25 protein-coding genes and 2 tRNA genes are annotated in these 26441 nt (G+C 63.3%); 19 read left to right on the forward strand and 8 right to left on the reverse strand.

Features of this window, described 5'->3' with window-relative positions; genetic code table 11:
- Nucleotides 1–670 precede the first annotated feature (670 nt).
- Nucleotides 671–745: transfer RNA gene (locus QZ408_RS12695), tRNA-Arg, on the forward strand.
- Nucleotides 746–810: 65 nt separating this feature from the next.
- The gene (locus QZ408_RS12700; RefSeq protein WP_292492027.1) at nt 811–1356 is read left to right on the forward strand and encodes a hypothetical protein; all 546 of its coding nucleotides are present in this window, start codon (nt 811–813) and stop codon (nt 1354–1356) included.
- Here QZ408_RS12700 and metG read toward each other — a convergent pair.
- Entirely contained in the window at nt 1331–3325 is a 1995-nt protein-coding gene (gene metG, locus QZ408_RS12705; RefSeq protein WP_292492029.1) for a methionine--tRNA ligase, read from the reverse strand. The two genes, QZ408_RS12700 and metG, sit on opposite strands and share 26 nt — an antisense overlap.
- 42 nt (nt 3326–3367) lie before the next feature.
- On the opposite strand from metG, the gene QZ408_RS12710 reads away from it, so the two are divergent.
- On the forward strand, nt 3368–4156 hold the full coding sequence (locus QZ408_RS12710) for a hypothetical protein (RefSeq protein ID WP_292492030.1): 789 nt from the start codon (nt 3368–3370) through the stop codon (nt 4154–4156).
- Here QZ408_RS12710 and QZ408_RS12715 read toward each other — a convergent pair.
- Nucleotides 4143–5117 carry a phosphoesterase gene (locus tag QZ408_RS12715; protein WP_292492031.1) on the reverse strand — a complete coding sequence of 325 codons (975 nt, stop codon included), beginning with the start codon at nt 5115–5117 and terminating at the stop codon, nt 4143–4145. The genes QZ408_RS12710 and QZ408_RS12715 overlap by 14 nt on opposite strands.
- A 134-nt stretch (nt 5118–5251) precedes the next feature.
- Here QZ408_RS12715 and QZ408_RS12720 point away from each other — a divergent pair.
- The 10 genes from QZ408_RS12720 (at nt 5252) to QZ408_RS12765 (ending at nt 12726) form a co-directional block, all read left to right on the forward strand.
- A tRNA-Phe gene (locus QZ408_RS12720) sits at nt 5252–5325 on the forward strand.
- Between the two features lie 63 nt (nt 5326–5388).
- Nucleotides 5389–5520, forward strand: a complete 132-nt coding sequence (locus QZ408_RS12725; RefSeq protein ID WP_292492033.1) for a hypothetical protein — start codon at nt 5389–5391, stop codon at nt 5518–5520.
- An 81-nt stretch (nt 5521–5601) separates the two neighbouring features.
- Nucleotides 5602–5922, forward strand: coding sequence for a nucleotidyltransferase family protein (locus QZ408_RS12730; protein ID WP_292492035.1), 321 nt, complete (start codon nt 5602–5604; stop codon nt 5920–5922).
- Nucleotides 5912–6271 (forward strand): DUF86 domain-containing protein, encoded by a 360-nt coding sequence (locus QZ408_RS12735; RefSeq protein WP_292492036.1) that lies wholly within the window; start codon nt 5912–5914, stop codon nt 6269–6271. The genes QZ408_RS12730 and QZ408_RS12735 overlap by 11 nt, the downstream gene beginning before the upstream one ends.
- The gene (locus QZ408_RS12740) at nt 6268–6516 is read left to right on the forward strand and encodes a type II toxin-antitoxin system HicB family antitoxin (protein ID WP_292492037.1); all 249 of its coding nucleotides are present in this window, start codon (nt 6268–6270) and stop codon (nt 6514–6516) included. The genes QZ408_RS12735 and QZ408_RS12740 overlap by 4 nt, the downstream gene beginning before the upstream one ends.
- Before the next feature lie 532 nt (nt 6517–7048).
- A complete protein-coding gene (locus tag QZ408_RS12745) occupies nt 7049–8449 on the forward strand; it encodes an RNA-binding domain-containing protein (RefSeq protein ID WP_292492038.1) in 1401 nt (466 codons plus the stop codon).
- Nucleotides 8446–8685 carry a hypothetical protein gene (locus QZ408_RS12750; protein WP_292492040.1) on the forward strand — a complete coding sequence of 80 codons (240 nt, stop codon included), beginning with the start codon at nt 8446–8448 and terminating at the stop codon, nt 8683–8685. Before QZ408_RS12745 ends, QZ408_RS12750 begins: the two co-directional genes overlap by 4 nt.
- Nucleotides 8624–9229 (forward strand): hypothetical protein, encoded by a 606-nt coding sequence (locus QZ408_RS12755; RefSeq protein ID WP_292492041.1) that lies wholly within the window; start codon nt 8624–8626, stop codon nt 9227–9229. Before QZ408_RS12750 ends, QZ408_RS12755 begins: the two co-directional genes overlap by 62 nt.
- A gap of 221 nt (nt 9230–9450) precedes the next feature.
- On the forward strand, nt 9451–10089 hold the full coding sequence (locus QZ408_RS12760; RefSeq protein WP_292492042.1) for a phosphoribosylanthranilate isomerase: 639 nt from the start codon (nt 9451–9453) through the stop codon (nt 10087–10089).
- A gap of 228 nt (nt 10090–10317) precedes the next feature.
- Nucleotides 10318–12726, forward strand: coding sequence for a PAS domain S-box protein (locus tag QZ408_RS12765; RefSeq protein WP_292492044.1), 2409 nt, complete (start codon nt 10318–10320; stop codon nt 12724–12726).
- A 144-nt stretch (nt 12727–12870) separates the two neighbouring features.
- On the opposite strand, the gene QZ408_RS12770 is transcribed toward QZ408_RS12765, so the two are convergent.
- Complete coding sequence (locus QZ408_RS12770) at nt 12871–14115, reverse strand: hypothetical protein (protein WP_292492045.1); 1245 nt, start codon at nt 14113–14115, stop codon at nt 12871–12873.
- A 386-nt stretch (nt 14116–14501) separates the two neighbouring features.
- Between QZ408_RS12770 and QZ408_RS12775 the strand changes: the two genes are divergently transcribed.
- A complete protein-coding gene (locus QZ408_RS12775; RefSeq protein ID WP_292492046.1) occupies nt 14502–14996 on the forward strand; it encodes an Hsp20/alpha crystallin family protein in 495 nt (164 codons plus the stop codon).
- 6 nt (nt 14997–15002) lie between these two features.
- Here QZ408_RS12775 and QZ408_RS12780 read toward each other — a convergent pair whose 3' ends face one another.
- The 4 genes from QZ408_RS12780 to QZ408_RS12795 all read right to left on the reverse strand — a co-directional run bounded on the left by QZ408_RS12780 (nt 15003) and on the right by QZ408_RS12795 (nt 19225).
- A complete protein-coding gene (locus tag QZ408_RS12780) occupies nt 15003–15431 on the reverse strand; it encodes a NifB/NifX family molybdenum-iron cluster-binding protein (RefSeq protein WP_292492047.1) in 429 nt (142 codons plus the stop codon).
- Nucleotides 15432–15502: 71 nt separating this feature from the next.
- Nucleotides 15503–16828 carry a glycosyltransferase gene (locus QZ408_RS12785; RefSeq protein WP_292492049.1) on the reverse strand — a complete coding sequence of 442 codons (1326 nt, stop codon included), beginning with the start codon at nt 16826–16828 and terminating at the stop codon, nt 15503–15505.
- A gap of 167 nt (nt 16829–16995) precedes the next feature.
- The gene (locus QZ408_RS12790; protein WP_292492051.1) at nt 16996–17421 is read right to left on the reverse strand and encodes a response regulator; all 426 of its coding nucleotides are present in this window, start codon (nt 17419–17421) and stop codon (nt 16996–16998) included.
- Nucleotides 17422–17425: 4 nt separating this feature from the next.
- Nucleotides 17426–19225, reverse strand: a complete 1800-nt coding sequence (locus QZ408_RS12795; RefSeq protein ID WP_292492052.1) for a PAS domain-containing sensor histidine kinase — start codon at nt 19223–19225, stop codon at nt 17426–17428.
- A gap of 220 nt (nt 19226–19445) precedes the next feature.
- Between QZ408_RS12795 and QZ408_RS12800 the strand changes: the two genes are divergently transcribed.
- On the forward strand, nt 19446–20141 hold the full coding sequence (locus QZ408_RS12800) for a 2,5-diamino-6-(ribosylamino)-4(3H)-pyrimidinone 5'-phosphate reductase (protein WP_292492054.1): 696 nt from the start codon (nt 19446–19448) through the stop codon (nt 20139–20141).
- Between the two features lie 34 nt (nt 20142–20175).
- Here the strand turns inward: QZ408_RS12800 and QZ408_RS12805 are convergent, their stop codons facing one another.
- Nucleotides 20176–20655 carry a hypothetical protein gene (locus tag QZ408_RS12805; RefSeq protein WP_292492056.1) on the reverse strand — a complete coding sequence of 160 codons (480 nt, stop codon included), beginning with the start codon at nt 20653–20655 and terminating at the stop codon, nt 20176–20178.
- A gap of 168 nt (nt 20656–20823) precedes the next feature.
- Here QZ408_RS12805 and QZ408_RS12810 point away from each other — a divergent pair, with 168 nt between their 5' ends.
- The 4 genes from QZ408_RS12810 (at nt 20824) to QZ408_RS12825 (ending at nt 26357) form a co-directional block, all read left to right on the forward strand.
- Nucleotides 20824–22413 (forward strand): glutamate synthase-related protein, encoded by a 1590-nt coding sequence (locus QZ408_RS12810; protein ID WP_292492058.1) that lies wholly within the window; start codon nt 20824–20826, stop codon nt 22411–22413.
- Nucleotides 22414–22582: 169 nt separating this feature from the next.
- Nucleotides 22583–23716 carry an SDR family NAD(P)-dependent oxidoreductase gene (locus QZ408_RS12815; RefSeq protein WP_292492060.1) on the forward strand — a complete coding sequence of 378 codons (1134 nt, stop codon included), beginning with the start codon at nt 22583–22585 and terminating at the stop codon, nt 23714–23716.
- Nucleotides 23717–23817: 101 nt separating this feature from the next.
- Nucleotides 23818–25476, forward strand: coding sequence for a 2-oxoacid:acceptor oxidoreductase subunit alpha (locus tag QZ408_RS12820; protein WP_292492062.1), 1659 nt, complete (start codon nt 23818–23820; stop codon nt 25474–25476).
- Nucleotides 25473–26357 (forward strand): thiamine pyrophosphate-dependent enzyme, encoded by an 885-nt coding sequence (locus QZ408_RS12825; protein WP_292492064.1) that lies wholly within the window; start codon nt 25473–25475, stop codon nt 26355–26357. The genes QZ408_RS12820 and QZ408_RS12825 overlap by 4 nt, the downstream gene beginning before the upstream one ends.
- The last annotated feature ends 84 nt before the right edge of the window (nt 26358–26441 follow it).

Genomic DNA, 26441 nt, shown 5'->3' on the forward strand with positions numbered 1-26441 from the left:
TGTTCCCGCTTGCATGCAATCCGGGGCACGGCTTTCCCCTGGGTATCGCCATGACTGCCCCCGCCCCTTGAGGGGCGGGGGAGGAGCGCGAAGCGCGGGTGGAGTGGGGTTGATGACAGGCACGGATCTTTACGCGTTGGAGACAGGGGAGGGGAAGACCCCCATAGGCGTTAACTTACCAGCTGAGTGTAATAAATTCTCGTTGATACCGTCAAGTACCAGGCAATCGGCTGGTTCTCATCTATGCTCTAAAGCAGTCCTTTTCCAATGAGATTCCCGGTATCGATAGCGTTTACAGGGTAGGAAGATTATTGCCGCACACCACCGGAGCCGTATGGCCAATATCCCACCAAATCGACCCCATTTTACGGAATAAGGCATTATAATCTCGAATCCTTATGGCTAAAGTTAGCGTATATGGGGCGGGCTCCCCTCCCCGCACGGGATACTCGCAATTCCCTTCCTATACCTCACCCCGCTCCGCCAAGCGTGCGCTCCTCTGATCCTTGCAGGGGCAGTTCATGGGGATACCGGGTGTAGCCCGGGACTGCGACCGCACCGAGCGGACAGGTGGAGGTTTCCAACAGAGCCCGATTTTCGAGTGTCCGGGCGCCCCGGGCCTCAAAGGGTTAATATCTCAAGACCGCCAAAATGTATGGGAATACCAGAGGGGTCTGTGGCTTAGCCAGGACATAGCGCCGGGCTTCTAACCCGGATGCCGAGGGTTCGAATCCCTCCAGGCCCGCTTTACCTCTTCTCGCGCCGCTCCACCCATAGTTTCAAATACCGGCGGGTGCCCAAAGGCTGCTCATGAAACGGGGCCCCATATCCACCGGGACGGCGACGATCTCTGCCATCGGGATGGCTGCGGTGCTGACCCTCGTTGTGGCTGGAGTCCTCCTGGTCCCCGGGGAAGGGGCGCCGGACGCAGGCCCGGCCCGGCCCCTCTCCGCCCTCCCGGTGGAGGTCGTCGCCGGGTATGGCGACGGCGGGTCCGCGGATGCCCCGGCAATACGCATATCCGGCGGGGAGTGCGCGATCAACCTCACGGCCTGCCGGATTTACCTCATCGACCCGAAAGGGGTCCTGTACGAAGTGAATGCCGCGATCCTCAAAAACGCGACGCTCGGCGCCGGCCAGGCCGCATACGTCTTCCACTTCCCTGTAGATGACCGCCCCGCGTCAGGCTACTGGATCACCGACGAGCCCGGGATGGTCTTTTCGGCCGCCTACCACCCCGGGGTCCACCCGTTCTCCCCCGGCGGGCAGTGGCGGATCGTCGTCTACGATCCGGGCTCGATGAAAAACAGGGTCGATCAGGTTCTCCTGATCACCGGACCGGCGTCCCCGGCCTGACCGGGCGGAGGGGGACAAGGAGGGAGGCCTCGTCCCCGGCGGCGAGGATCATCCCCCTGCTCTCGACGCCGAAGATCTTCGCCGGCGCAAGGTTTACAATCATCGCCACGTCCTTCCCCGCGAGTTCGTCGGGAGCGTAGAACGGTGCGATCCCGCTGACCACCTGGCGCTTCTCGCCCCCGAGGTCGACGATGAGTTTGTAGAGTTTCTTCGAGCCCTTGATCGGCTCGGCCGAGACGACCTTTGCTATCCGGATCTCGAGCTTCCCGAATTCCTCGATGGAGACGGTGCTCGTCTTCTTCTTCGCGGCCGCATTCGCCGCGTCCACCCGCGCGTTGAGGACCTTCTCAAGGTCGTTCACCTGCGCCTCCTCGATCTTCGCAAAGAGGGGGGCGGGCTTTGCGAGCGCTCGTGCCCCGACCGGCGCCGTGGCTTCGGCGATGGGGTGATCCGCAACATTGTCGTCGTAGCCGAGCATCGTCCAGGCCCGCTGCATCGCATCAGGCATCAGGGGCTGGAAAGTCAGGACGAGCGCTTTCACGACCTGGAGGCAGTCGGCGATCACCTGCTCTGCCGCGGCCCGGTCCTCCTTGATCAACTTCCAGGGGGCGTTGTTCTGGATGTAGGCGTTCCCAAACGACGCAAGCGCCATCATCGAGTCGACAGCGTTCTTGAAGTCGTAGTCCCGCATCGCTGCATCGACCCCGGCAAGCGACCGCTCGACCTCTTCGAGGATGGCCGGCCGGGGAGGGAGGTCGGGCACGCCGCCAAACTCCTTCTCCGCGAAGTACATCGTCCGGTAGACGAAGTTCCCGAGCGTCCCGACGATCTCCTTGTTCACCCGCTCGGCGTAGACCTTCCAGGAGAAGTCGAGCTCTTTCGTGTGGTTCGTGTAGGAGAGGAGGTAGTAGCGGAGGTAGTCTGCCGGGAGGCCCCGGTCGAGGTAGTCATCGTTTGTCCAGACGACGTAGCCGCGGGACTTCGAGAACTTCCTGCCCTCGATGGTGACCATGCCGCTTGCGACCACCGCGTGCGGGAGACCGTAGCCCGCCGCCTTGAGGAGGGCGGGCCAGAAGATGCAGTGGTGGTAGATGATGTCCCCGCCGATGAAGTGGGTGACCCTTGTTTCATCGCCGCACCAGTAGGCCTTCCAGTCGGCTCCCGCGATCTGTGCCCACTCCTTCGTGAACGATATGTAGCCGATGGGCGCGTCGACCCAGACGTAGACGACGAGGTCGTCGCTCCCCGGGAAGGGAACGCCCCAGTCCATCGTCCGGGTGATGCACCAGTCGTGCAGGAGTTCCTTCACCCACCCGAGGGCATAGTTCCGGGCGGTCGCGGTGCCCCCGAGGGTGGGGAGGTACTCGAGGAGGAAATCCCGGAACGCCGAGAGTTTGAAGAAATAGTGCTCCTGCTCCCGGTTCTCCGCCTTCCCGCCGCATATCTTGCAGACCGCATCCTTGATCTCGCCGGGCTCGAGGTGTTGCCCGCACCCCTGGTCGCACTCGTCGCCCCGGGCGACCGCCCCGCAGTGGGGGCAGATCCCCTCCACATAGCGGTCCGGGAGGAACCGCTCGCACGCGGGGCAGTAACTCTGGCTGATGGTCTTTGAGTAGACGTAGCCGTTATCGATGAGACGCTCGACGATCGAGCGCGTGGTCTCGCGGTTCATGGCATCGTCGGTCATGCCGAACCGGTCGAAGACGACCTCCATCCGTCGGAACGTCTCGTAGAAGTGCTGATGATAGCGCTCCGAGAGGGCGCGAGGGGTCGAACCCTCCCGCTCGGCACTGATCACGATCGGGGTTCCGTGGTTGTCGGAACCGCATATGAAGACGACTTCCTCCCCGGACCGGCGCATATACCGCACGTAAAAGTCCGCCGGCACGTAGGTCCGCAGGTGCCCGATATGGCAGGGACCGTTTGTGTACGGGAGCCCGCACGTTACCAGCAACGGCTTACCACTCATCCTTATCTACTCTGGTTGCGATGCTAATAAAGACACCAGCGCATGGCACGACGGATTACGATACCGGTCAGGTCCTTCGGCTCCGAGGTCGGGATGCCCGCGGTCCTGGAGGTTGCGGAGTGGCTGAAAGGCATGAGGGGAGAGGAGGCGGACCTCACGACCTACCGGCTCGCCCGCTCGCTCGGCGCCCAGGAGGGCGTGGCGGTGCCCGCGGCCGGCGGCGTCTTTTACGGTGAGCGGTGGCGGGAAGCCTTCACGGGGATGGCGGACGGGGTGCTCGTCAATGAGCCGGGCGTCGACCCGTCCGCCCTGGCCGCGGATGCCCGCTACGTCAGGGCGAGGCGGAAAGAGGCATGGTTCTCCCTCCCCGCCCCCCACATGCTCGGGTTTCGCGACGCTTACATCGGGGACGAGGAGGAGTTCTCCGGGATGGTCGCGGCCGGATATGCCCGGCTCGCGCGGGAGATGCGCGATCTGGGCGTGCGGGGGCACGTCCTCGTGGCCGACCGGGCGGACGAGATTGAGCTCGAGCGGCTTGCCGGCAATAAGATCGTCTTCTTCCCGAGGAACCCCGGGAGGTTCGACCTTGAACTCCTGCTCGAGTACCAGGGCGACCTCATCCTCCCGGCAGGCGACCTCGACCGGGCGGCGGACCTGATGGAGCGGTTCCGCGTCCGGAAACTGGTCCTGCTCGACCCGGAGGCGGAGGACCTTCTTGCCGCCACGGCGCTCGTTGACCCGGATAAGCTCGAGGTCGGCGGTTACTGCCCCGGGGAGGGCTGCCCGGACTACTGGGAGCGCCTCGTCGACCGGGCGTTCATCCTCCGATAGACTCCGCCGCATCCGCAAGGCGGCGGTAGTGGCGGTTCCGTTTGACGAGCCAGAAGAGGAGGCGGTCGAGGAGGTTGAACGTAAACGTGCCCCCCGCCGCGTGGGGGTGGCCGCCGCCGGAGAACTCGCGGGCGATGAGGTGGCTGATCGGGGGGACGGAGCGGATGGAGATCCGGCCGTTCCCGGAGACGACGACCTCGATGTCGGTGCCGAGCTCGTCGCGGATGGCGTGGGCGGTCTCGCTCGGGTAGCCGTAGAGGGGGGTGAAGGCTATCCGGTAGCGGCCGTTCTCGATGATGGTGGTGTGCCGGATGCTCTTTCTGATGTCGCGCTCCATCTCCCGGACGATCCCGGCGTACTCGCTCTCCACCTTCGCGTCGACGATGGTGCCCCGGACGAGGTTGTCGCGGACGTACTCCCGGTAGCCTTTCCGCATCACCACCTGGCCGAGCATCTTCGACCGGGGGTCCTGGTGCTTCCAGAGGTCGTAGTCGCAGACGACCCGCGCAATCTCCGCGGCTACTGCGTCGCCTGCGGCAAGGTCGCGGGCGACGATCCCGGTCGCGCAGGTGCCGGTGTCGATGCAAAGGAGGCTTGTCTTCGCATCAACGGCCCGGGCCTCCTCGTCCTTCCAGCGGTGGTGGTCCCGCCACTCGATCCGCCACCCGTTCGACCGGGCTTTGGCGAGCCGCTGTTCGACGCCCTGCTGGTAGCCGATGTCCGATATGCTGAGGAGGTCGCCCCGCCCCGGGGAGCCGGCCACGGCGTCGAGGTTCGCGAGGAACTTCCCGACCGGGGACCAGACGGTGAAGACGTCCCCGTAGACCCTCCGGTGGATGGCGTCGCTCCCGACGGCGTCGAGGTCGTTGTGCGTGAGGTGTACGACGGTCGCCGTCCTCCCGGAGAGCGCCTGCATGAGGTTCGTGCCCCGGGAGTCCGACTTCTGATCACTCCGGTCCATTGTTCATATATCGGTGTGGGATGAGATAAAAAGGCGGCTCCGTGCCCGTTGCCGTCTCGCCGCCGGGTGCGAAGGGCTGCCGCTCCCGGAGCACAGAATTTATTAGGGACAACAGACAACATTGTAAGGCAGAAGCCCCTGTAGCTCAGACTGGGAGAGCGCCAGACTGAAGATCTGGTTGTCCCCGGTTCAAATCCGGGCGGGGGCACTCTGTTTTTCAAGTTCAGATCTGTCAGCAAACGCTTTTTACCTCTATTCTGACCTCCCTTGCATGAAAGCGTTCACCGGCGGCGAGGAGGATGTGCAGGAGGTGATGGGCAAGGCCGTGCTCGACAACTCCGAACTCGTGCGGAAGTTGCTCAACGAGTTGATCGAGGAGAAGAAGCAGAAGGGTGAGTTCTGATGCTCATCCCCCTGCCCCGTGAGGGGCAATCTTCATCATCTCCTCACCCCCAGGTACGATCAGGAGGCGAGCAGAACCCGTATGGACGCCCGGGTACAGTGTGAGGAGAAGAGCATCTTTGTCACCCGGCTCGAAGAAGTGCTCCCGCTGCTCCGGGAGCGGTTCGGCGTGACGAAGATCGGCATCTTCGGGTCGATCGCCCGGGGTGAAGACCGGCCGGGGAGCGATGTGGATGTGCTGGTCGAGCTGTCACCGGACCACCTTACATTCCGGAACTTCATTGCGCTCGCCGATTTCCTGGAGGATCTCTATGGGCGGAAGGTCGACCTGCTCACCGTCGGGGGGATCGATCCTCTCATCCGGCAGGATGTGGAGAGCGAGGTGGTCTGGTGTGAAGCGTGACTCCGTGTACCTCGCCCACATCCTCGAGGAGATGGAGTTTCTCCAGACCTATTTTTCCGGCCGCTCTTTCGAGGAGATCGTCCAGGATGAGATGATGAAGCGATCGGTTCTCCGGAGCCTTGAGGTCATCGGGGAGGCGTCGAAGAACCTCTCCTCGGGGGTCAGGGCACGGTATCCCGACATTCCCTGGAACGGTATGGTGAGGATGCGGGATAGGCTGATCCACGGTTACTTCAGCGTCAGGTGGGAGATCGTCCTGGATGTGGTGCAGAATGAGGTTCCGGCGGTTGAACCGAAGATACGGGCAATATATTCGGCGTTGCTCGCCGAAGAGGCAGGCAGCCGATGACCTATTCGATCCGGATCGTCCCGAGCGACGAGGATGAGGGGGTCATCGCCGTCGTCCCGGAACATCCGGGGTGTTCCACGTTCGGCGAGACCGAAGAGGAGGCGCTCTCCGAAGTGAGGGTGGCTATCGGCCTCCGGCTCGATACCGCCCGGAAGGAGGGACGGGAGATCCCGGAGCCGAGCGGCCGGGAGCGCCTGCGGGATATCCTCGCGGGGAAGGGCGCTTCTGGTGAGCAGATGGCGTGAACTCCTAACATCCCTGCTTTGTCATCCACTAAAACTGAAAATCGCTTACTCTCTTCTGTCGTGGTCGATGGCCGTATCTACAGTCAACCGCGTCATAAGGTCAGCACACAGGATCTGACGATCAAGACCATAGTCCGAGTGAAGGCACGCTATAGTGTCGCCGTAATAGGAATGCGATACTTTCCAGCACTTTTTGCAACAAACCGTCCAGATTTAAATAGGAACTGTAATCAATCAGAACGTTTAATGAACGTTTGAATGAGGCCGCGGGCAAAAAAGATCAGCAATCCAACCCCCTCCGGTGGCAGTGTAGTTATTTTTGAAACACCTGCCCTGGCTGCGTTTGCTGCACAGATATCAACCGGGGGATTTGCTCCATGTTCTCGCCCGCGCGGCCGCTCAATACAATCGCACTTCATGGGAGCTCTCGCCCAGGCTCGTACGAACATAATGCTGAGCGGGAAGCCGGAGGAGGGTTCTTCAATGATTGACCTGTTAGGCGGGTTAATACGACCCACGGCGAGGCACCCCCATGATCCCTGATACCCTCCAGACCCTGCTCGCCGCCGGTGAAGACAGCCGCCGCCAGTTCAAGCGCGACATCACCAATACCGATGCCCTTGCTGCGGAGATGGCGGCATTTTCCAACGCCGATGGAGGTACGCTCTTTCTCGGTGTGGCTGATGACGGTTCCGTGCCCGGTCTGTCGCGCAGGGATGTGAGCCGGATCAATCAGCTCATCAGCAACGCGGCCTCTCAGCACGTGAAGAGCCCGTTGACGGTACAGACCGAGAATATCCAGGTGGACGAAGACCGCGTTGTTATCGTACTCACCGTTCCGAAGGGACAGGATAAGCCGTACTTTGATAGGAACGGTGTGATCTGGCTCAAAAACGGAGCCGACAAACGGCGGGTGAACTCCAGGGAAGAACTCCGCCGCCTCTTCCAGAGCGTCGATATTTTCCACGCCGACGAGCTGCCGACCAGAGCAGGCGTCGACAAACTGGACATGCTGCGCTTCCGCGATTTCCTGCGGGACACCTACAACCAGCCCTATCCGGATTCGCCTGAAGAACTGCTAACGCTCCTGCAGAACATGAACCTTGCCACGGATGACGGCATGCTGAATCTGGCCGGGGTGCTCCTCTTTGCCGAGAAGCCCGAGTGGATCAAACCACAGTTCATCATCAAGGCTATCCGCTATCCGGGCAATGCCATCCATATAAGCGAATACCTCGACACAGAGGATTTTTCCGGGACATTTCCTGAGCTCTTCGAGGGCGCCATGGCCTTTGTTATGCGCAATCTACGGAAGGTCCAGGCAGGTAAGGGAGTAAATGCCCCGGGGGTTCCGGAGATCCCGCCGGTAGTCTTTGAGGAACTCCTGGTCAATGCTCTGGTGCACCGGGATTATCTGGTCAGTGCACCGATCCGGCTGTTCATCTTCGATAATCGCATCGAGATCATCAGCCCCGGCCACCTCCCGAACAACCTGACGGTGGAAAAGATCCGGACCGGCAACTCGAATATCAGGAACCCGATCCTGGCATCGTACGTCGCAAAGGGGCTGTTGCCGTACCGCGGCCTCGGCTCCGGCATCAAGCGTGCCCTCGAAGACTGGCCCGAGATCGACTTTGCCGACGACCGGGACGGTTGTCTCTTCACCGCCACGGTTCACCGAAAGGAGGAGAAAGGTTCGGAGAAAAGTTCGGAGAACGGTTCGGAGAAAGGTTCGGAGAAAAGTTCGGAGAAAAGTTCGGAGAAGATTCTTGCACTCCTGAAGGCCGAGCCCGACCTGGCAGCAAGAATAGTCGCAGAAAGACTCGATATCACGCAGAGGGCGGTCGAAAAGCAGATCGCCCACCTGCGTAGAGACGGCCGGCTCCGCCGCATCGGCCCTGCCCGCGGCGGCCGCTGGGAGGTCCTGGAATGACCTTCACCGAATCCTCTACCGTCGAGCAGATGATCCTCGACACCGTCACCCGAAAGCGATCTCTCGCCCGCCTGACCGTCCGGGAAAATCCTCCCGGCTGGGACGGGTCCCTCGGCGGCGATCTCCGCCCGGCCCGCTGGGAGTACGTGCCTGCCGCCGGTGTCCCCCGGCAGGTTGCTATGGCATGCCCTCGGCGCGAAGACCGTCTACCTGATCAACCGGAACGTCCACGTTGAGTCGGTGCGGGACGACGTCGAAACGCTGGTGCTGGATGCGCAGGTGCTCCACGAGATCCTCAATGATACCGACCCGGGGAAGAAGGCCCGCGAGATCGAGATCAAACTCGTTGCCCGGCTCCGCAAGCACGCGAACAACCCGACGTTCATCGCGCTGGGCGAGCGATTGGAGAAGATCAGGGAACGCCATGAACAGGGTTTCCTCACCAGCCTGGAGTTCCTGAAAGCGATTCTTGAGGTGGCGAGAGACGTTGTCGAGGCCGAGCGAACGGTCGACCCCGAAGAGGAACGCGATCAGGCCAGGGAAGCGCTCACCGAGCTCTTCAACGAGGCAAAAAGCAAAGGGACGCATATCATTGTCGAACGAGTCGTGAATGATATTGATGAGATTGTGCGGAAAGTACGGTTCCCTGACTGGCAGCATACCTCACAGGGCGAGCGGCTCGTGCAGAAGGTACTCCGGCGTACTCTTCTCAAGTACAAACTCCACACCGATCAAGAACTCTTCGATAGGGCCTATGCCTACATCCGGCAGTATTATTAGTACACCTTGTCATCTCAATACCTAAGAGAATCAGGTCTCTCCCGATTCCGGGTTAACGCTCTCCGTGCTCTCCCGCCAGTGCCCTGAGCCTTTGACCTCGAAAAAGAAGATATCGGACGCTCCTCCTGACCTCTGTGATCCCGGCACCTGTGCAGGGCGGGCCGCCGTCATGGCTCTGAATATGCAAATACCCTATCTCCCATAACGACAGAGAGAATTCTATGCGTATCAAATTCTGCGGGACGGCGAGCCTTGCGGATATGCGGTGTGCAATCGATGCAGGCTGTGATGCCGTGGGGTTCATCATGGGCGTGACCTACCAGAGCGCCGATGTCGTAACCCCGGCGGAAGCGGCGGAGATGATACGGGAACTCCCGCCGTTCATCGAACCGGTCGCAGTCACCCATCTGCGGGAGACGGAGGACCTCATCGGGCTGGTGAAAGATTCGCGCTGCACGACGCTGCAGATCCAGGATGTCGTCGAACCGTCCGGGATACCGGTCATCCGCGATGCTCTCCCGTACCTGAAGATCGTGAAGGCCGTTCACGTGACGGACGAATCGGCTAGAGCGACAGCGAAACTCTATGAGCCCTACGCCGATGCCCTCATCCTCGACTCCAGGACCAGAGAGCGGATCGGGGGGACAGGGGTCCCTCACGACTGGAATATCAGTGCAACGATTGTGACAAACTCGGCAATCCCCGTCATACTCGCAGGAGGGCTCACGCCGGAGAATGTGGCGGAAGCCATACGGAGAGTCCGCCCATACGGGGTCGACGTGCATACCGGCGTCAAGAAAGATGGCGTCCGTAACCCTGAGAGGACGCTTGCGTTCGCTCGCGAAGCAAGAAGCGCTTGAGGGGGATGATTGAGAGCTCCATACTCCCGGTGAGGGAAGCCCGCCGCTGCATCCGGTCAATGCCGAAAGAGTGGGTATTTATGGCATTCCGGGGTAGGTGATGCCGATGTACGCGCATGCGGGCAGGGCAGCCGGTTGCGCAGGAACCCATCCTGCCTATCTTTATCTTCGTTCACACCAGACGTACCTCTCCTTACCGTAGCAGAGACGCGGGAGACCGATCGCACCATGCACGCAACGACACCTCCGATGCTGACCGTCCCGGAGACCATCCTTGACAGCCCTGACGAAGCCCTGCTTCTGCTCGATGCCGATAGGAGGGTCATGCTGGCGAACCAGGCCTTTCGCCGCCTGATCGCGCTGCCGGACGACCGCGATCTTGCCGGGGCTGATGGGATGGCGCTCGTCCGCACCCACATTGCACCGCATGTCGAGACGGAAGCAGCAGGAAGGATGCTGGCGGCGCTCCGGGCAGGGACAGCACTCTCCGGGCTGGAGTGCCGGATCGCCCCCACCCGGCGAATGGCGTGCTCGATCCGGGTCACGGACGGCGGGATGGTGGCCCTTCTCATCACCGATATCACCGCGAGGAAGGAGAGCGAGGAGAAGCGCCGCCGCCTTGAGCAGGAACTCGGCCACTACAAGGATCGCTTCGACCTCGCTCCCGACGGCTACTTTGTCTGCGACCCACGAGGAACGATCCTCGACGTGAACCGTGCAGGATCCCTCCTCCTCGGCAGAGAGAGGGAGAGCCTGATCGGAACATCCAGCCTGGCCTACATCATCCCGGAGTGCAGGGAGACCTTCCGGAACCTCATCGCGCATCTCGACGGCAGGGCCTCCGAGCCCCTGCGGGGGGTCGAGGTCTGGGTGCAGCCCGCGACCGGGAGGCCCGCCCCCGCCTCCATCTCGGTCACGACCGTCCGGGACGACCGGGGAAGCCTTGCAGAGATCCGGCTGCTCGCCCGGGACATCACCCGGAGGAAGCAGGTGGACGCCGAGCGGGAGCGGCTCCTCGCCGAGAACCAGGCGCTCGCGGCCGCCCTCGCCGAGGAGCGCGACCTCCTCCGGACGGTCATGGCGTATACCGACGTCCACCTCGCCTACCTCGATCCGGAGTTCCGGTTCGTCCGCGTGAACACGGCCTACGCACAGGGCTCAGGATACACGAAAGAGGAGCTCCTCGGGCGAAAGCACTTCGATCTCTTCCCGGACCCGGAAAACCAGGCGATCTTTGAACGGGTGCGGGATACCGGGGAGGCGTTCCGTATCTACGCAAAACCATTCACCTATCGAGATCAGCCCGAACGCGGGACGACCTACTGGGACTGGAGCCTCGTGCCGGTGAAGGGTGCGAGGGGTGACGTCCAGGGACTGGTCTTCTCGCTTGCCGACGTCACGGAGCGGATACGGGCGGAAGAAGAAGTCCGTATCGGGAACAGGAGGCTCGCTGTCTTGAATGCGGTCATCACGGCATCGGCATCTGCGTTCACTCTGGATGAACTGCTCGACAACACGCTCGATGCGGCCCTCGATAACCTCGAATTCGATCTCGGGCTGATCTACATGCTGGAGGGGAAGGACCGGATGCAGGCTGTCCTCCGGTGCCAACGGAAGGTATCCGAGTTCACTCTAATGCAGAATCGGGCCCTCAACGTCCGCCACCGGCCGTATAACCGGGTCTTCGTCGCCGGCCAGCCGTGGTTTGTCGAGGGAGCGAAAGGGGTGGATATGCGGGCCCTGGATGTGCTTGCGGATTTCGGCGTCGCCTCTCTCGCCTTCATCCCGCTCGTCGCCGAGTCCTTGATCGTCGGGGCGCTCCTGCTCGGGAGCACCACCGAACCGGAGATATCGCAGGAAGCCCGGCGGCTCCTCGAGGCGATCGGCCGGGAGGTCGGTGCCGGGGCGCTCCGGGGGATACTGTATGATCGGCTCGAGGCGGCGAACCGGGAGGCGAACCTCTACCTGGATATCCTCACCCACGACGTCCGAAACGCCGACAATATCACGAGCATCTATGCCGATCTCCTCGACGAGACCCTTTCGGGGGAGGAGCGGGAGTACCTGCAGAAACTCCGGGCGGGCATCAAGAAGAGCATCGAGATCACGGCAAACGTCGCGACCATCAGGAGGATCCGCGAGGGCCGGGCCGGACCTGTCCCCGTCGACCTTGACCAGGTGATCCGGGAGGAGATCGCCCACCATCCGGACGCCCGGATCACCTACGAGGGGTCTCGCACACTGGTCCTCGCCGACGACCTCCTGCCCGAGGTCTTCACAAACCTCATCGGCAACGCCGCAAAACACGGCGGGCCGGGTGTCGAGATCGTTGTAACCGTCGAGGATGCCGAAGAGGAAGGGATGGTCGCCGTCACCATCGCCGACACCGGCCCCGGGGTCCCGGACAGCGCAAAGAAGAGGATCTTTGCCCGGTTCGAGCAGGGGGCGGCCCGGGAAAGCGGCCAGGGCCTCGGCCTCTCGATCTGCCGGATGCTCCTTGACCGCTATGGGGGCCGGATCTGGGCCGAAGACCGGGTGGCGGGGCACCCGGAGGAGGGCGCGGCGTTCCGGCTCACACTCAGGAAGGCCGGCGGCAGCGAACCCCTGGAGCCGGGAGCATCCCGCGCTCCCCGGTAACCGATCTCCCGCGCGAAGTGCGGGGGTGGTGACGGAGCCCCTCGTGTTGCCGCGTGATTTGAACGGGGCTCGATATGGTGCCGGAATCACGGTTAGAGGTGCGACCCGTGGGGGGCACCCCGGGGATGTCACGCAAAAAGATATTCACCGAGCCGGCACCGCCGCCATGCCCTTCTCCACCCGGCGGGCCATCTCCTGCTTGACCCTCCTGATCTTCTCCGCCTGGTCGCGCTCTGCAAGCTCCCGGCCCGCTTTGCCGACGACCTCCTCGCTCGGGACGCCCTTCGCGTTCATGACGCGCTGGTAGCCGAAACTCGCCCAGTCGTCCGGGAGGTCCCGCATCCGCACGTACTCCATGTTGTGGGGCGCAAGATCGAGCTGGTCTTCGATGACGCTGTTGACGTAGTCTTTGTTCGACTCAAAGACGATCAGCGGCTCGATGATATCGGCCTGCATGATGTCGCGGATATCGCGCCCCTCGATCTTCTTGATGAGCCGGGCACACTCGGTGAAGTGCGCGACCTCCATCCTCGTGAAGAGTTCCCAGATCCCCCGGATCCTCGGGTCGCTCTCGGTCTGTGCGCAGGAGTAGTAGTTGTAGGCCTCGTTGAGCTCGATCATCGCCATCTTCTCAAGCATCGTCTCCCGCGGATCACCAAGGAGCCCGTACTGGGTCACGTGCTGCTCCTCGATCTCCGCGATCTCCGCGTAGAGCTGCCGCGCGATCTCGTCGGGGTACATGAACCCGTGCGAGCGGTAGTAGAGCATCGTCTGCTGCTCCCCCGAGACGATCGTGGTGTAGTTCATCTTCGTCTTGATGCCGGCCGTGTCCTTGTCGTAGTGCTTGCGCATCGAGTCAACCGGGTGGCGGTGCTCGATGCTCGTCGGCCGGCCCGGTTTCACCTCGGTCTTACCCTGGACGATCGCCTCGGGGTCGCCGCCCTCGATGTAGTCGTAGAGGCAACTGTAGCGGTAGAGGTGGTCGAAGTCCTCCAGCAGCGCAAAGTCCAGCGTCTGCTTCACGTAGGGATCCGGTTCGTTCTTCGCCAGGTTCGCCGTAAGGTCGACCGCCACCTGCTCGTAGCCGAGCGTGGTCTCGATGACCGACTGGTCTGCCGGGTTGAGCCAGTTGACCGCTACCTGCTGCTGGGAGTCGATCCGCCGCATCAGGGCCATCGATTTCTTCACCTCAGGGTCGGGGTGCATCCGCTCGATAGCATGCGACATAAGGACGGCGTTGTTCTCGATGCCGTTCATGAGAATGATCCGGGTCCGGGTGTAGGCGTCGACCGCCTTCTTGTCGTACGGGGCCTTGACCATATCCTTCCAGTCCATGGGCTGCTCTTCGATCGGCATGCCCTCCGTCTCAAAGGGTTTAAACTGGGCCATTCTTCCTCCTCCCTGATCCCCGCCGATTCCATCAGTACGGATACTCCGGCGATGCAGCGGCGAAAGGCTCGAACTGTTCCGATCACCCCGCACCCCGGGAAACCGGGGGGCCTCCCCCCATGCCGGTCATGCCACAAAAACCTAACGGCCGGCGGAAGGGTGTGACGAAAACGCCTCTCCCGGCCGATCCGGCGATACCTCCGGCGGCGCCTGCCGGGTTTCCCGGCCCGGTCTCCCCCGGATCGTCCCCGGAACGCAAGGTATACACCACCGTCGAATCGGCCGGGCGGGCCGCTCCCCCGGTACAAAAGATTAAGTGTGCCGGGAGAAGAGAGATCGCCGGGTGGCCGGCCAGCCAGCCATCCGATGGCCAGGAGACAGGGACCATGACAGGAAGCGAAGACGAGCCGTCCGGCACCGGGCGGCGGGAGCCTGATGAGACGACCGAGAACCGTGATCCGGGGTTTGACAACGCCGCCCGGAGCCGGGAGGCCGGCAGGCTGCCCACGACCTCCCGCGGGAACAGCCGCGATTTCCCCGGCCTCCCCGCAGACTTCAGGGTCGATATCCTCGACCACGGCGACCGGGTGATCGTGGTTGCGGAACTGCCCGGCGTCGATGAGGAGACGATCACCATCCGGCTCCTGAACCCGCAGACCCTGCGGATAACGGCAAAGCGCGCCGTGCCCATCGAGGAGGAGCCGGGAGGGCACTTCACCCGGGAGCGGGGAACCGGCATCCTGAGCCGGCTGATACGCCTGCCCGCGAGCGTGATCGCCGAAGGCGCCGTGACGGGGTACAAAAACGGTGTCCTCGAGGTGCGCCTGCAGAAGATGAAGGGCGGGACCGGGCCGGGGGGTAAGGAGATCCCCATCGAGTGACCGGGGCTACCGCGGCCCCCCGCCCGCCCGCCGCTGGCGGCCGGGGGTCCGGGTCACGTAGCCCGTTGGCACGGTCCCGCGCCCGACAACCCGCACGGTATCGGCGGCAAGGTTCAGGAACTGCTTTGCGGCATCACGGACCGGCATATCCTGAAGGCGATACATGCCGGTGCCGGCCGCCGAGAATACCCGGGTCTCTTCCGGCCCGAACTCCCCTGCGATGACGGCATCCACGCCCCGGCCGGCGAGGTCGCGTGCGAACCGGTCGGCGGCGGCCCCCCCGGGCACGCAGTCCGTTGGGTTCACGATGATCCTCACGGCGAGGATCTCCCGGTCCTCCGCATCGACCAGGGTAAACGAGGGCGACGCCCAAAAGACCGGCGATACGGTATCGTCAAGTCCCCCGGCTCCCATGCCGGCAACTGCTATCCTCATCTCCCTATCGCCGGGCTCACCCTCAGCACGTCAAGGTATATAACAGGGCAGGAAGAGCAGAGGAGCACCCATCAGAACCGGGCCGCACCTGCCGCCATCCTGCTCGTCACCACCTGGGGATGGTAGCAGATGACGCTGTCACGGGCGGTGATCTTGCCGTTCTTCACCTGGTCGATGGCCGCGAGATGGTCCTGCACGCCCCGGGGGAGGAGGTAATACTCCCGCACGAACTCCCGCCCCCGCTCCCCCATCTCCGCGGCCTTCTCAGGGTGCCGGAGGAGGTGGAGGAGCCGGTCGGCGGTCTCCTGGATCGTCGAGACCAGGTAGCCGTTCCAGCCGTCGCGGACCTGGAGCGGTATGCCGCCGACGTTGCCGGCGACGACGGGTTTCCCCTTCCAGAGCCCTTCGGTCACCGTCAGCCCGAACCCCTCTTTTATGGACTTCTGGACAATCACGTCCGACGCCTGCTGGAGCGCGTTGATCTCCCGGTGGCTGTCCGGCGGGAGGTCGAGGACATGGATGTCCGGGTCGTCCTCGGCCGTCTCCCGGACCTCGCGCAGGACGAGGAAACACTCCGGGTCGTCGCATGCCCGTCCGCCGACGAGGACGAGCTGGCAGGGCGTCTTCCGGCGGACTCTTTTGAACGCCTGGATGACGCCGACCGGGTCCTTGAAGACGTCATAGCGGGAGACCTGGGTGACGATCGGCTTTTCCGGGTCGATCCCGTATCTCTCCAGGGTGGCATCGATCTCGGTTGCAGGAAGGTCGCGGTTCTTCTCGGAGAGGGGGTCGATGAACGGCGGGATGATGAAACTCGGCACGCTCCAGAGGGGAAGATACTGAAAACTGGAGAATACGCTTGCGTGGTACTTCTCGACCAGCCGCCGCATGATGTTTCCTATACTCCCTACGGTCCCGGTGGGGATCGTCTCGAGCTGGACGTGGCACCGCCAGAGCAGCCTCTTCTGCTCAAGCTCCCGGGCCGTCAGGAACTCGATGAGACCGAGCGGCTGGGGGTCGTGGACGGTAACAACGTCGGCGTCATCTTCGATCAGGCCTTCATTCTGCCGCTGGGCCTCCCAGTAGGTCTCGATCATCGACGGCGAGAACCCGTCGCGGCCCTGGAGGAAGTTGTGGAGGGTCTTGGTGACATCGAAGAACGCGGGTCCTGCCTCCATGACACTCCAGGTCGTCTCAAGACCGAGCGCGTTAAGGAACGGGACGTATGAGATCAGGATCTCTGCGACGCCGCCCCCGTAACGGGTCGAGTTGATCTCCTGCATCCTGATGCCCGAAAGACGCCCGGCGAGTTCTTCGATGGCCGAGAACTGTTCCGCTCCCACGATCTGCCGGTACTCCTTGAGGGAAGGGCAGCCGGGGAGGTCCGTAACGATCATCAGAGTTCCTGCCCGGTGATACACCCCCGGCCAATAAAATGCCTTTCGGTGGGGGTGCAGCGGCCCTGGTGGAGCAGGCCGGGCGCGGTTTCGCCGCTCCCGTACCCGGACGGCGGGGCCCCTCTTCCGGAAAGGCTCGCGGCGGGCGTTTGCCCGGGGAAAAAAGACTACCCGCTGCGGGCCTGCGATCTTGGGTGAGCGTCGTTGTCGGTATGGGAAGCGGCGTCCCGGGGGAGCGCCCTCTCAAGAGCCGCCTTCAACTCGGCAAGCGAGATGGGTTTCTCGAGGACCCCGACGATATCGCCCGAATACCGGGAGTACTCCTCGGGCCAGACATGTTTTGCGGTGAAGAGCAGGACCGGGATCTCCCTGTACTCCTCGTTCCGCTTCAGTTCCTCCAGGAACTGCCACCCGTCGATGGGCGACATCATCACGTCGAGGATGATGAGCGCGGGTTTCTCCTTCTTGAGCATCCTCAGGGCGTCCCACCCGTTGTGAACCAGGAGCGGTTCACGGTTGATCTTTTTGAGCAGCAGCTCCATTACTTCCAGTGTCGGCAGGTCATCATCGACGACCATGATCTTGTTTCCCACTGTTTTACACCTCCTTTGGTATCCTGATGGTGAAGGTGCTTCCCTCGCCCACCACGCTTGTCACCGTTATCTCCCCTCCATGCAGCTCGACATACTTATTTGCGATCGAGAGCCCGAGGCCCACTCGTCCCCCGTTGCGGTTCGGTCGTTCGGTGCCCCCGGTATAGAACGGCCCAAAGATCGACTTGATGGTATCGGCACCGATACCGATGCCATTATCGCACACCATAATATAATGGTTTCTATTTGATTCCGCATAGCGGATCCATATTTTTTTTGGCGGCTCATTATACTTAACTGCATTTGATACCAGGCTTTCCATCACCTGATAGAGCCGATCGTGATCTCCCCAGAGACGGGCAGCCTCCGGTATTTCATTGCAAAATTCCGCTTCCCGGTCGTAGCCGCTCCCGGAGATGACGGAATCGGCGAGCCGGCGGAGGGGCACGTCCTGGATGACGAGTTCGACGTGGTCCGCTGCAAGCAGGCTCAACTCGACCATCCTCTCCACCACCGCCTGCTCCTGCCGGGCGCACTCGAAGCAGGTCGTAAGGGACTCCTTCGTCTCCCCGGTAAGACCGTAGTGCCCGGGATCTTCGGTGATCATCTGGAGATACCCGATGAGCGGCTGCAACGGCGTGCGCAGCTCGTGGGAGAGGACGGCGACGAGCCCTTTCCACTGGTCGACCTCCAGGGCCATCTGCCTGCCGGCAAGTCTCTGCCGTCGTATCTCGGTGATGTCGCGCGCCGACCCGGCGACACCGATGAGGCTGCCGTCCGCCCCGTAATAGGGGGCCATCGTGACGGAGAAGGCATGGCGGATTCCCGCCAGTTCCAGGTCGAGATCGTAGCGCGTGTTCTTCCGATCCTCGACCACCTCCTTGAACCGTGCCATATGCTGCGCGGCGAGATCAGCGGGGAGAAGGGCATCCACACCCTGCCCGACGAGTGTCTCGGGGGAGATCCCGTGCTCGGCGGCGCGCAGCCAGGAGAAGTGGAGGATGCGGCCCGCGGCATCCTGCATGAAGAAGATATCGTTTGACTGGTGGATGAGTTCCGTCAGCCGCCCGTTTGTCTGGATGAGAGCGGCGCGCCCGTCCCCGAGCCTGCCGGTGTCCACGACCGTGCACTCGAAGAGGTTCTCGGCGGTCAGCGCCCGACAGGATACGAGGACCGCGCGGTCCTCGCCGTTTTTGGTGCGAAACGTCGTCTCGGTATTGCCGATGTAGCCTTCCCGCTCCATCTCCGCCGCGAACCGGGCCCTGTCCGCCTCATCCGGCCAGAACTTCTCTGCCGTGGTCCCGATGAGTTCGTGGGGCGCGTACCCGAGGATATCGGCACACCGCCTGCTGGCGCAGAGCAGCCGGAGGGTCTCTGGATCGCAGAGAAACTTTGCGTCGCGCGTATTCTCGACGACCTGCCGGCACCGGGAGATGGCGAGGTGAGGGGCCTGCGAAAAAAGGGTCGCCGCCCCGAAGACCCAGAAGAAGATCATCATGTGCAGTCCCGTCATCACCGGGTCTACGGCAAAGCCGAGGGCTGAGAGGTATGTCCGGATGAGGGCGAACCCGGCGACGAGGAATGCGGTCACCCTGAGCCCCTGCCTGGGGTACCAGAGAGCGGCAAGGAGTATCGGGATGCAGTAGATCAGGGAACAGGCGGGATAGACGCCGTAATCCGGTGCGACCGCCGTCAACATAAGCGATACGGCCGAAAATGACACGACCACGATCATTTTGACGAGATCCGTTCCGGTAAAGAGGTCTTCCCGGAGACGGATCGGTAGGCGCCGGTTTACGGACATAAGGAATACAGAGAATTATCCGGGAAGGGTATATATGCTGTTCGGAATATTGCATCAGGAGTTAAATAATTTTTCCCAAAAAGAAATATATGCCTTCACCTGCCGGGAACCTCATCCCGAATATTTCTCCGGTCCCGGGAGGGAGAGGGCAGGCGCCGCGCAGTGTCCTGTACCGCTTCCGAGGAGAGCCTATATGTGGATCGCCGCATAACCCTGGAATATGCGCCCGTTTGTCTTCGTCAACGTCGCCATGAGTGCCGACGGGAAGATCTCGACACGAGAGCGGCGGCAGGTGAGGATCTCGGGGAGCGCGGATTTTGCGCGGGTCGACCGGATCAAGGCGGAGAGCGATGCCATCATGGTCGGCATCGGCACCGTGCTCGCCGACAACCCTTCGCTCACCGTTAAATCGCCGGAACTCCGGGCCGGGCGGCGAGCGGCCGGGAAGGACGAACACCCCATCCGCGTCGTCGTGGATAGTGCCGGGAAAACCCCCCCGGATGCTGATATCCTCCACAAGGGGACCGGGAAACGGATCGTCGCCGTCTCGCGCAGGGCGGACCCGGAACAGGTGGCGGCCCTCGGCGAGCACGCCACCGTCGTCGTCGCCGGTGATGAGACCGTCGATCTCGCGGCCCTGCTCGCGGAACTCTACCGGCAGGGGGTCCGGCGGCTGATGGTCGAGGGGGGCGGGACCCTGATCTGGGCGCTTTTTGCGCAGGGACTCGTCGACGAACTCCAGACGTTCGTCGGCAACATCGTCATCGGCGGCAAGGACGCTCCCACGCCTGCCGACGGCGCCGGTTTTCTCAGGGAAGTGGATTTTGCACGGCTGCGCATCATCGAGGCCGAACGGCTCGACGACGGCCTGCTCATACGGTGGAGCGTGGAGAAAGAGTCGACTGCCGCCGGTTGAGGGCGGCGGCCGCAAAAAAATGGGAACCCGGGGTTCAGGGGACCTTCACGATCTCGTCTGTAACCTTGTATGAACCTCCCGTGACGAGGGAGACAGTTATCTCAACCCGGTTCTCACCTTCTGCTTCATTGATGGTGACCGCGTCGCCGATGCGCGGCTGCATCGTCCTGGTGACGACCTCCCCGGTCGATTTGGTCACGCGAAGATTGATGCCGTTCTCTTTGTTCACGAAATCCTGGCCTTTGCCACCGCTGAAGGTGATGGTAAGGTCGTGGGTGAACCGGGAGGGGTATCCGGCCGTAATCTGGAACGCAACCTCTTTGCCCGGCGGCATCGTCTGCGTCGGGCCGGGCGCGAGCGAGGCCCCTGTCGTCGGCACGGGAGTTTCCGTTGCCGCCGGGGTCCCGGTCCCCGGCGTGGACGGCCCGGCGTCGCCGCCGGAGCCCGTGCAGGCGGCACTGAACGAAAACGCGAGCAGAAGCACAATCAGAGCAGGTAGCAACCTGAAGTTCATAAGCCATTCATCTACATCAAGATATTTTACCCTTTCGTCACGCTCCCGGCATCCCGGCGATACGACAGTATAAATACCCGGTGCAGATCCCGGAACGGCTCTCCGGCCGACAGAAAAGTTTATAATTGGAGGAAGGAATCTTCTATCTACAAATCTGCTGGTGCAACGATGAATCTGCGAAGACCGAACGCAAACGAAGCGACGGGAACCAGCAACCGTTCCCGTGACGTCGTGCCCATGTCCGGGATCTGCACCCGGTGCGTCGACGGCTGCAAGGGGGCCTGCGAGATCTGGCTCTCCTCCTTCCGTGGCAGGGAAGTCCTCTACCCCGGCCCGTTCGGCGAGATCACGGCCGGCGCCGATAAGAACTACCCGGTCGACTACTCGCACCTGAACATTCAGGGCTACGCGGTCGGTGCGAAAGGGTTGCCGGAGGGCGCCGAGGCCGGCCCCGACACCGCTGTATTCTACGCCGCGGATACCCGGACCGAGTACGGGTGGAGCGCGAAGGTCCCGATGCGGATCCCGATCTTCACCGGGGCGCTCGGGTCGACCGAGAGCGCCCGCGCGAACTGGGAGCAGTTCGCCATCGGGGCTGCCATATCGGGTATCACGCTCGTCTGCGGGGAGAACGTCTGTGGTGTCGACCCGGGGCTGGTGCTCGACCACACCGGCAGGGTCGCGAGGTCCCCCGAGATGGACCGCCGGATCGAGATCTACCGAAAGTTCCGCGACCGGTACGGCGAACTCCTGGTTCAGCTGAACGTGGAGGACACACGGCTTGGGACCGCCGAGTACGTCTCCGCAAAGCACAACCTCGATACGATCGAGTTGAAGTGGGGGCAGGGCGCAAAGTGCATCGGTGGGGAGATCAAGGTCGACAGCCTCGCCCAGGCAAACCAGCTCAAAAGCCGGGGCTACATCGTCCTCCCGGACCCCGGGATCCGCGAGGTGCAGAAGGCCTTCGAGGACGGCGCCTTACGGGAGTTCGAGCGGCACTCCCGGGTGGGGTTCATCACCCGGGAGGGGTTCCTCGACGAGGTCGACCGGCTCCGCGACATCGGCTTTAAGCGGGTCACCCTCAAGACCGGCGCCTACTCGGCCGTCGAACTCGCGATGGCAATCCGTTACGGTGCCGAGGCGAAGATCGACCTCCTCACCATCGACGGTGCGCCCGGCGGCACGGGGATGAGCCCCTGGCCGATGATGAACGAGTGGGGGATCCCGACCTTCTACATCGAGTCCCTTGCCTACCAGTTCTGCGAGCGGCTCCGGGAGCGGGGCATCCGGGTCCCGGACATCGCCGTCGCCGGCGGGTTTGCCGACGAGGCGAACGTCTTCAAGGCGCTTGCCATGGGGAGCCCCTACGTCCGGGCCGTCTGCATGGGCCGCGGCCTCATGATCCCCGGCATGGTCGGAAAGAACATCGGAAAGTGGCTCGATGCCGGCGAACTCCCAAAGACCGTCTCGAAGTACGGCCGCACCAAAGAGGAGATCTTCGTCTGCTACGAGGAGCTCCGGGAGAAGTACTCCGACCGGATCGACGAGATCCCGCTCGGTGCGGTCGGGATCTACACCTACACGCAGAAATTCAGGACGGGGCTGCAGCAGATCATGGCCGGGACCCGGAACTTCAGCCTCCGGACAATCGCCCGGAGCGACCTGATGGCCCTGACCGAGGAGGCGGAGGCGGTCTCCGGCATACCCTACGTCATGCGGGCCTACCGCGATGCGGCCGAGGCGATCCTTGATTCGTGAGCGGGAGACGGCATGGGCGCCATCCTTCCCCGGCCTCCCTCATCCGGACAGACCGAACCGGCGGCCGGGAAAAACCACCGGGATAACCGGAATAAACAAGTTTTAATAATATTTTGTATTCACGATAATATTTAATGCGAAGAGTGCATCAGGTGTGCCCTGATACACCATGCATACGGATACCAGTCCGACCCTCCTCATCACCGGGGGGGCAGGGTTCATCGGGTCACACCTCGCAACCGAGTTGCTGCAGCACGGCTACCGGGTCCGCATCCTCGACAACCTGACGCCGCGGGTGCACGGCCCGGAACGCCAACGGCCCCGGCACCTTGACCGGCGGGTTGAGGTCGTCGTCGGGGACGTCCGGGACCCGCACCGGCTGCGGGAGGCCCTCGATGGAATCGACTCCGTCATTCACCTGGCTGCGGTCGTCGGGGAACGGTCGAGCATGTACCAGATCGAGAAGTACATGAGCGTCAACACCTCAGGGACCGCCGTCCTCCTCGAGGCCTTACTGGATCACCCGGTCAAGCGGCTCGTCGTCGCCTCAAGCAGCGCCGTCTACGGGGAAGGGTTGTACTGCTCGTACAACGGCGCTATCTACCCGAAGATCCGGCGTTCTCCGGGGCAGGTGGCGAAGGGGGACTGGGAGCCCCGGAGCCCGGACGGCGAGGTGATCTACCCCCTCCCCACACCGGAGGCGAAGGAGGCGTCGCCGCTCTCGATCTACGCCGTCTCCAAGCACGACCAGGAGGAGATGTGCAGGGTGATCGGTGAGTCCTACGGCATCCCGACGACCATCCTCCGGCTCTTTTCCGTCTACGGCCCGCACCAGGGGTATGCCAACCCCTACTCCGGCATGCTGACCGAGTACACGTTCCGCCTGCTCCAGGGACTCTCCGTGCACCTCTTCGAGGACGGCTACCAGCAGCGCGACTTCGTGAGCGTCTACGACGTGGCGCGCGCCTTCCGCCTGGCCCTTGAGTCCCCCCGCGCCGGGGGGGAGACGTTCAACATCGGGAGCGGCCGCCCCCACACGTTCTGGACCGTCGCCGACCGACTTATGGCGATAACCGGGCGGCAGGACCTCTCCCCCGAGATCACGGGGGCGGGACGCGTGGGGGATATCCGCCACTGCATCGCGGACATTAGCCGCGCACGAGAGGCCCTCGGTTACGAGCCGGAGGTCTCCCTCGAAGCGGGCCTGCTCGACCTTGTCGCCTGGATCAAGGCGGATATCGCAGAGCGGCGGATGGTCCCGGCATCCCTCAAGGTTCCGGCGTCGTCACGCCTCCGGGTTTGAGGGGCGCCCCTCTCCGGGCCGGGTGCGGCAGGACCGCACCACGCCCCCGCTCGCGGCGCAACCTATATACCCGCCGGCAGGCTACGGCACGCCTGATAACCATGAGCGAATACTCCGTGCTGATCGGCGGGAGGGCCGGCGAAGGCATCAATACGGCAGGCCTTTCCATCGCCCGCCTCTTCTCGCGCCTTGGCTACCGCACCTGCATGTATTTCGATTACCCCTCGCTCATCCGGGGCGGGCACAACTTCGCGATCGTCCGGGCCTCCGATATGAGGATAGGGGCGCACCGCACGCCGGTCGACGTCCTCCTCGCCTTCGACCAGAACAGCATCGAGCACCACCGCCAGAGGATCCGCGACACCACGACCGTCGTCTACGACGCTTCAACGGTGGTGAGAGGCCAGGGCTACGGCCTCCCGCTCGATGCGATCCTCAAGGAGGAGAACGCACCCCCGATCACCGGGAACTCCGCGATGCTCGGGGCGCTCGCGCAGGTGGCGGGTATCGACCGGGATCTCCTCGAGGCGGTCCTCCGCGAAAGTGTCCCCGCAAAGCACCTTGAGGCAAACCTCCGGGTCGCCGGGAGGGGTTACGACGCCGTGGAGAACGTCTTCACCGTCGAGCCGCTCGATGCCCCGACCTTCCCGGTCCTGACGGGAAACGAGGCCGCCGGGCTCGGGCTCGTCCACGGCGGGCTTGAGTCCTACGTCGCCTACCCGATGACCCCATCCTCAAACCTCCTTCACTTCCTTGCCGAACACGCCGAAGATTTCTCGATCAAGGTCCTCCACCCTGAAAACGAGATCAGCGTCATCCTGATGGCGCTCGGGCTCGCCTACGCCGGCGAGAAGGCGGCGGTCGGCACATCGGGCGGCGGGTTCTGCCTGATGACCGAAGGCCTCTCGTTTGCCGGGATGGCGGAGCTCCCCGTGACGATCGTGATGGGGCAGCGGCCCGGCCCGAGCACCGGCATGCCGACCTACACCGCCCAGAGCGACCTCCACTTCGTCCTGAACGCGGGCCAGGGGGAGTTTCCCCGGCTGGTCGCCGCTCCCGGCGACCTCGAGGAGGCCTACACCTGGTCGTCGACCGCCCTGATGCTCTCCTGGAAGTACCAGGTGCCTTCGATCATCCTGACCGACAAGACCCTCGCAGAAGGGGCCTCCTCCTTCGATATCGAGACTGTCGTCCCGCACCCGGACCAGGAACCCGTGCTCTGGGACGGAGCCGGGGAGTATCGCCGGTATGCCCCGCGAGAGGGCGGCGTCTCGCCGCTCGCGTTCCCGGGGAGGGAAGGCGCCGTCGTCAGGGTGAACAGTTACGCTCACGACGAGGCCGGGTTCACCACGGAGGCCGCGGCGGACGTGAAGCTGCTGCAGGAGAAGAGGCTCGCGAAAGGCGAGAGCCTCAAGGCGGAACTTGCGACCTACCCCACGGTGAAGGCCTACGGCCCCCGCAACTCCGGGGCGACGATCGTCTGCTGGGGCTCGGAGAAGTGGGCGTGCATCGAGGCCGCCGAAAAGTTCGGGGCGCGGGTCGTCCAGCCGCTCGTCCTTGCGCCGTTCCCCGTCCGGCACTGGAAGGAGGCGATGATCGGGGCGGGGAAGATCATCTGCGTCGAGAACAACGCTACGGGAGAGCTCGCCCGCCTCCTCCGGCAGCAGGGTTTCGACCCCGGCCGCCCGGTCCTGAAGTACGACGGGCGGCCGTTTGCCGTCGACGAACTGGAGGCACGCCTTCTGGAGGTGCTCGCATGAGCCCGGAGCAACCTGCCGGAAAACCGGCCGGCGGGCTCATCAGCCCGGCACAGAACACCTGGTGCCCCGGGTGCGGCAACTTCGCAATCGAGCACATGATGAAGTCGGCCATCGCCGAACTCTCGGAGGAGGAGGGGATACCCCTCCATAACTTCGTCCTCCTCGGGGGGATCGGGTGCCACGGAAAACTGGTCGATTACTTAAACGTCAACAGTTTCTACGGTATCCACGGACGATCGATACCGGCGGCCACCGGGATGCGCCTTGCAAACCCGGACTTAAAGATCATCTGCCACGTCGGGGACGGCGACATCTACGCGGAAGGGCTCGACCACCTCATCTTTGCGGCCAAACGGAACAGCGATATCACGGTCATCGTCCACGACAACCGGGTCTACGGGCTGACGACGGGGCAGTACACCCCCACGTCGCCCTTTGGGTTTCGCGGCCGCTCCACCCCCGGCGGGATCACGGAGCACCCCATCAACCCCCTCGAGGTGATGCTCGCCGCCGGGGCCACCCACATCGCCCGGGGCTACACGAAGAAGGTCCGGCACCTCAAAGACCTCTTCAAGGAGGCGATCCTGCACCGGGGGTTCTCGTTCGTCGACGTCCTCCAGATCTGCGCGACCTACTTCAACCTGACCGGCTACTACGACGCTCACGCCTACGAGCTCGCGGAAGGGGAGGTCGAGACGGGCAGGTTCGAGAGCGCTCAAGAAAAGATCCGGGAATGGGACTACGATCAAGAGGCGCCGATCGCACTCGGGACGTTCTACTCGGTCGAAAAACCGATCTACGAGGAGAAGTTCCAGGCGCTCACCGCCGGGAAACCGGACCGGCGGGCGCTTGTCCGGAAGATGATCGAGGGGCGGCGGTGAGTTCCGGCCGGGACCTTTATATCCTCTCGGGCCCCCAGGGGGCCCGGGGACGGGCGGGATGCCGCCGGGTCCCGGCAGGCGCCC

It is taken from the genome of Methanoculleus sp. 10 (assembly GCF_913757945.1).
In the GTDB taxonomy this organism is placed as follows: Archaea; Halobacteriota; Methanomicrobia; order Methanomicrobiales; family Methanoculleaceae; genus Methanoculleus.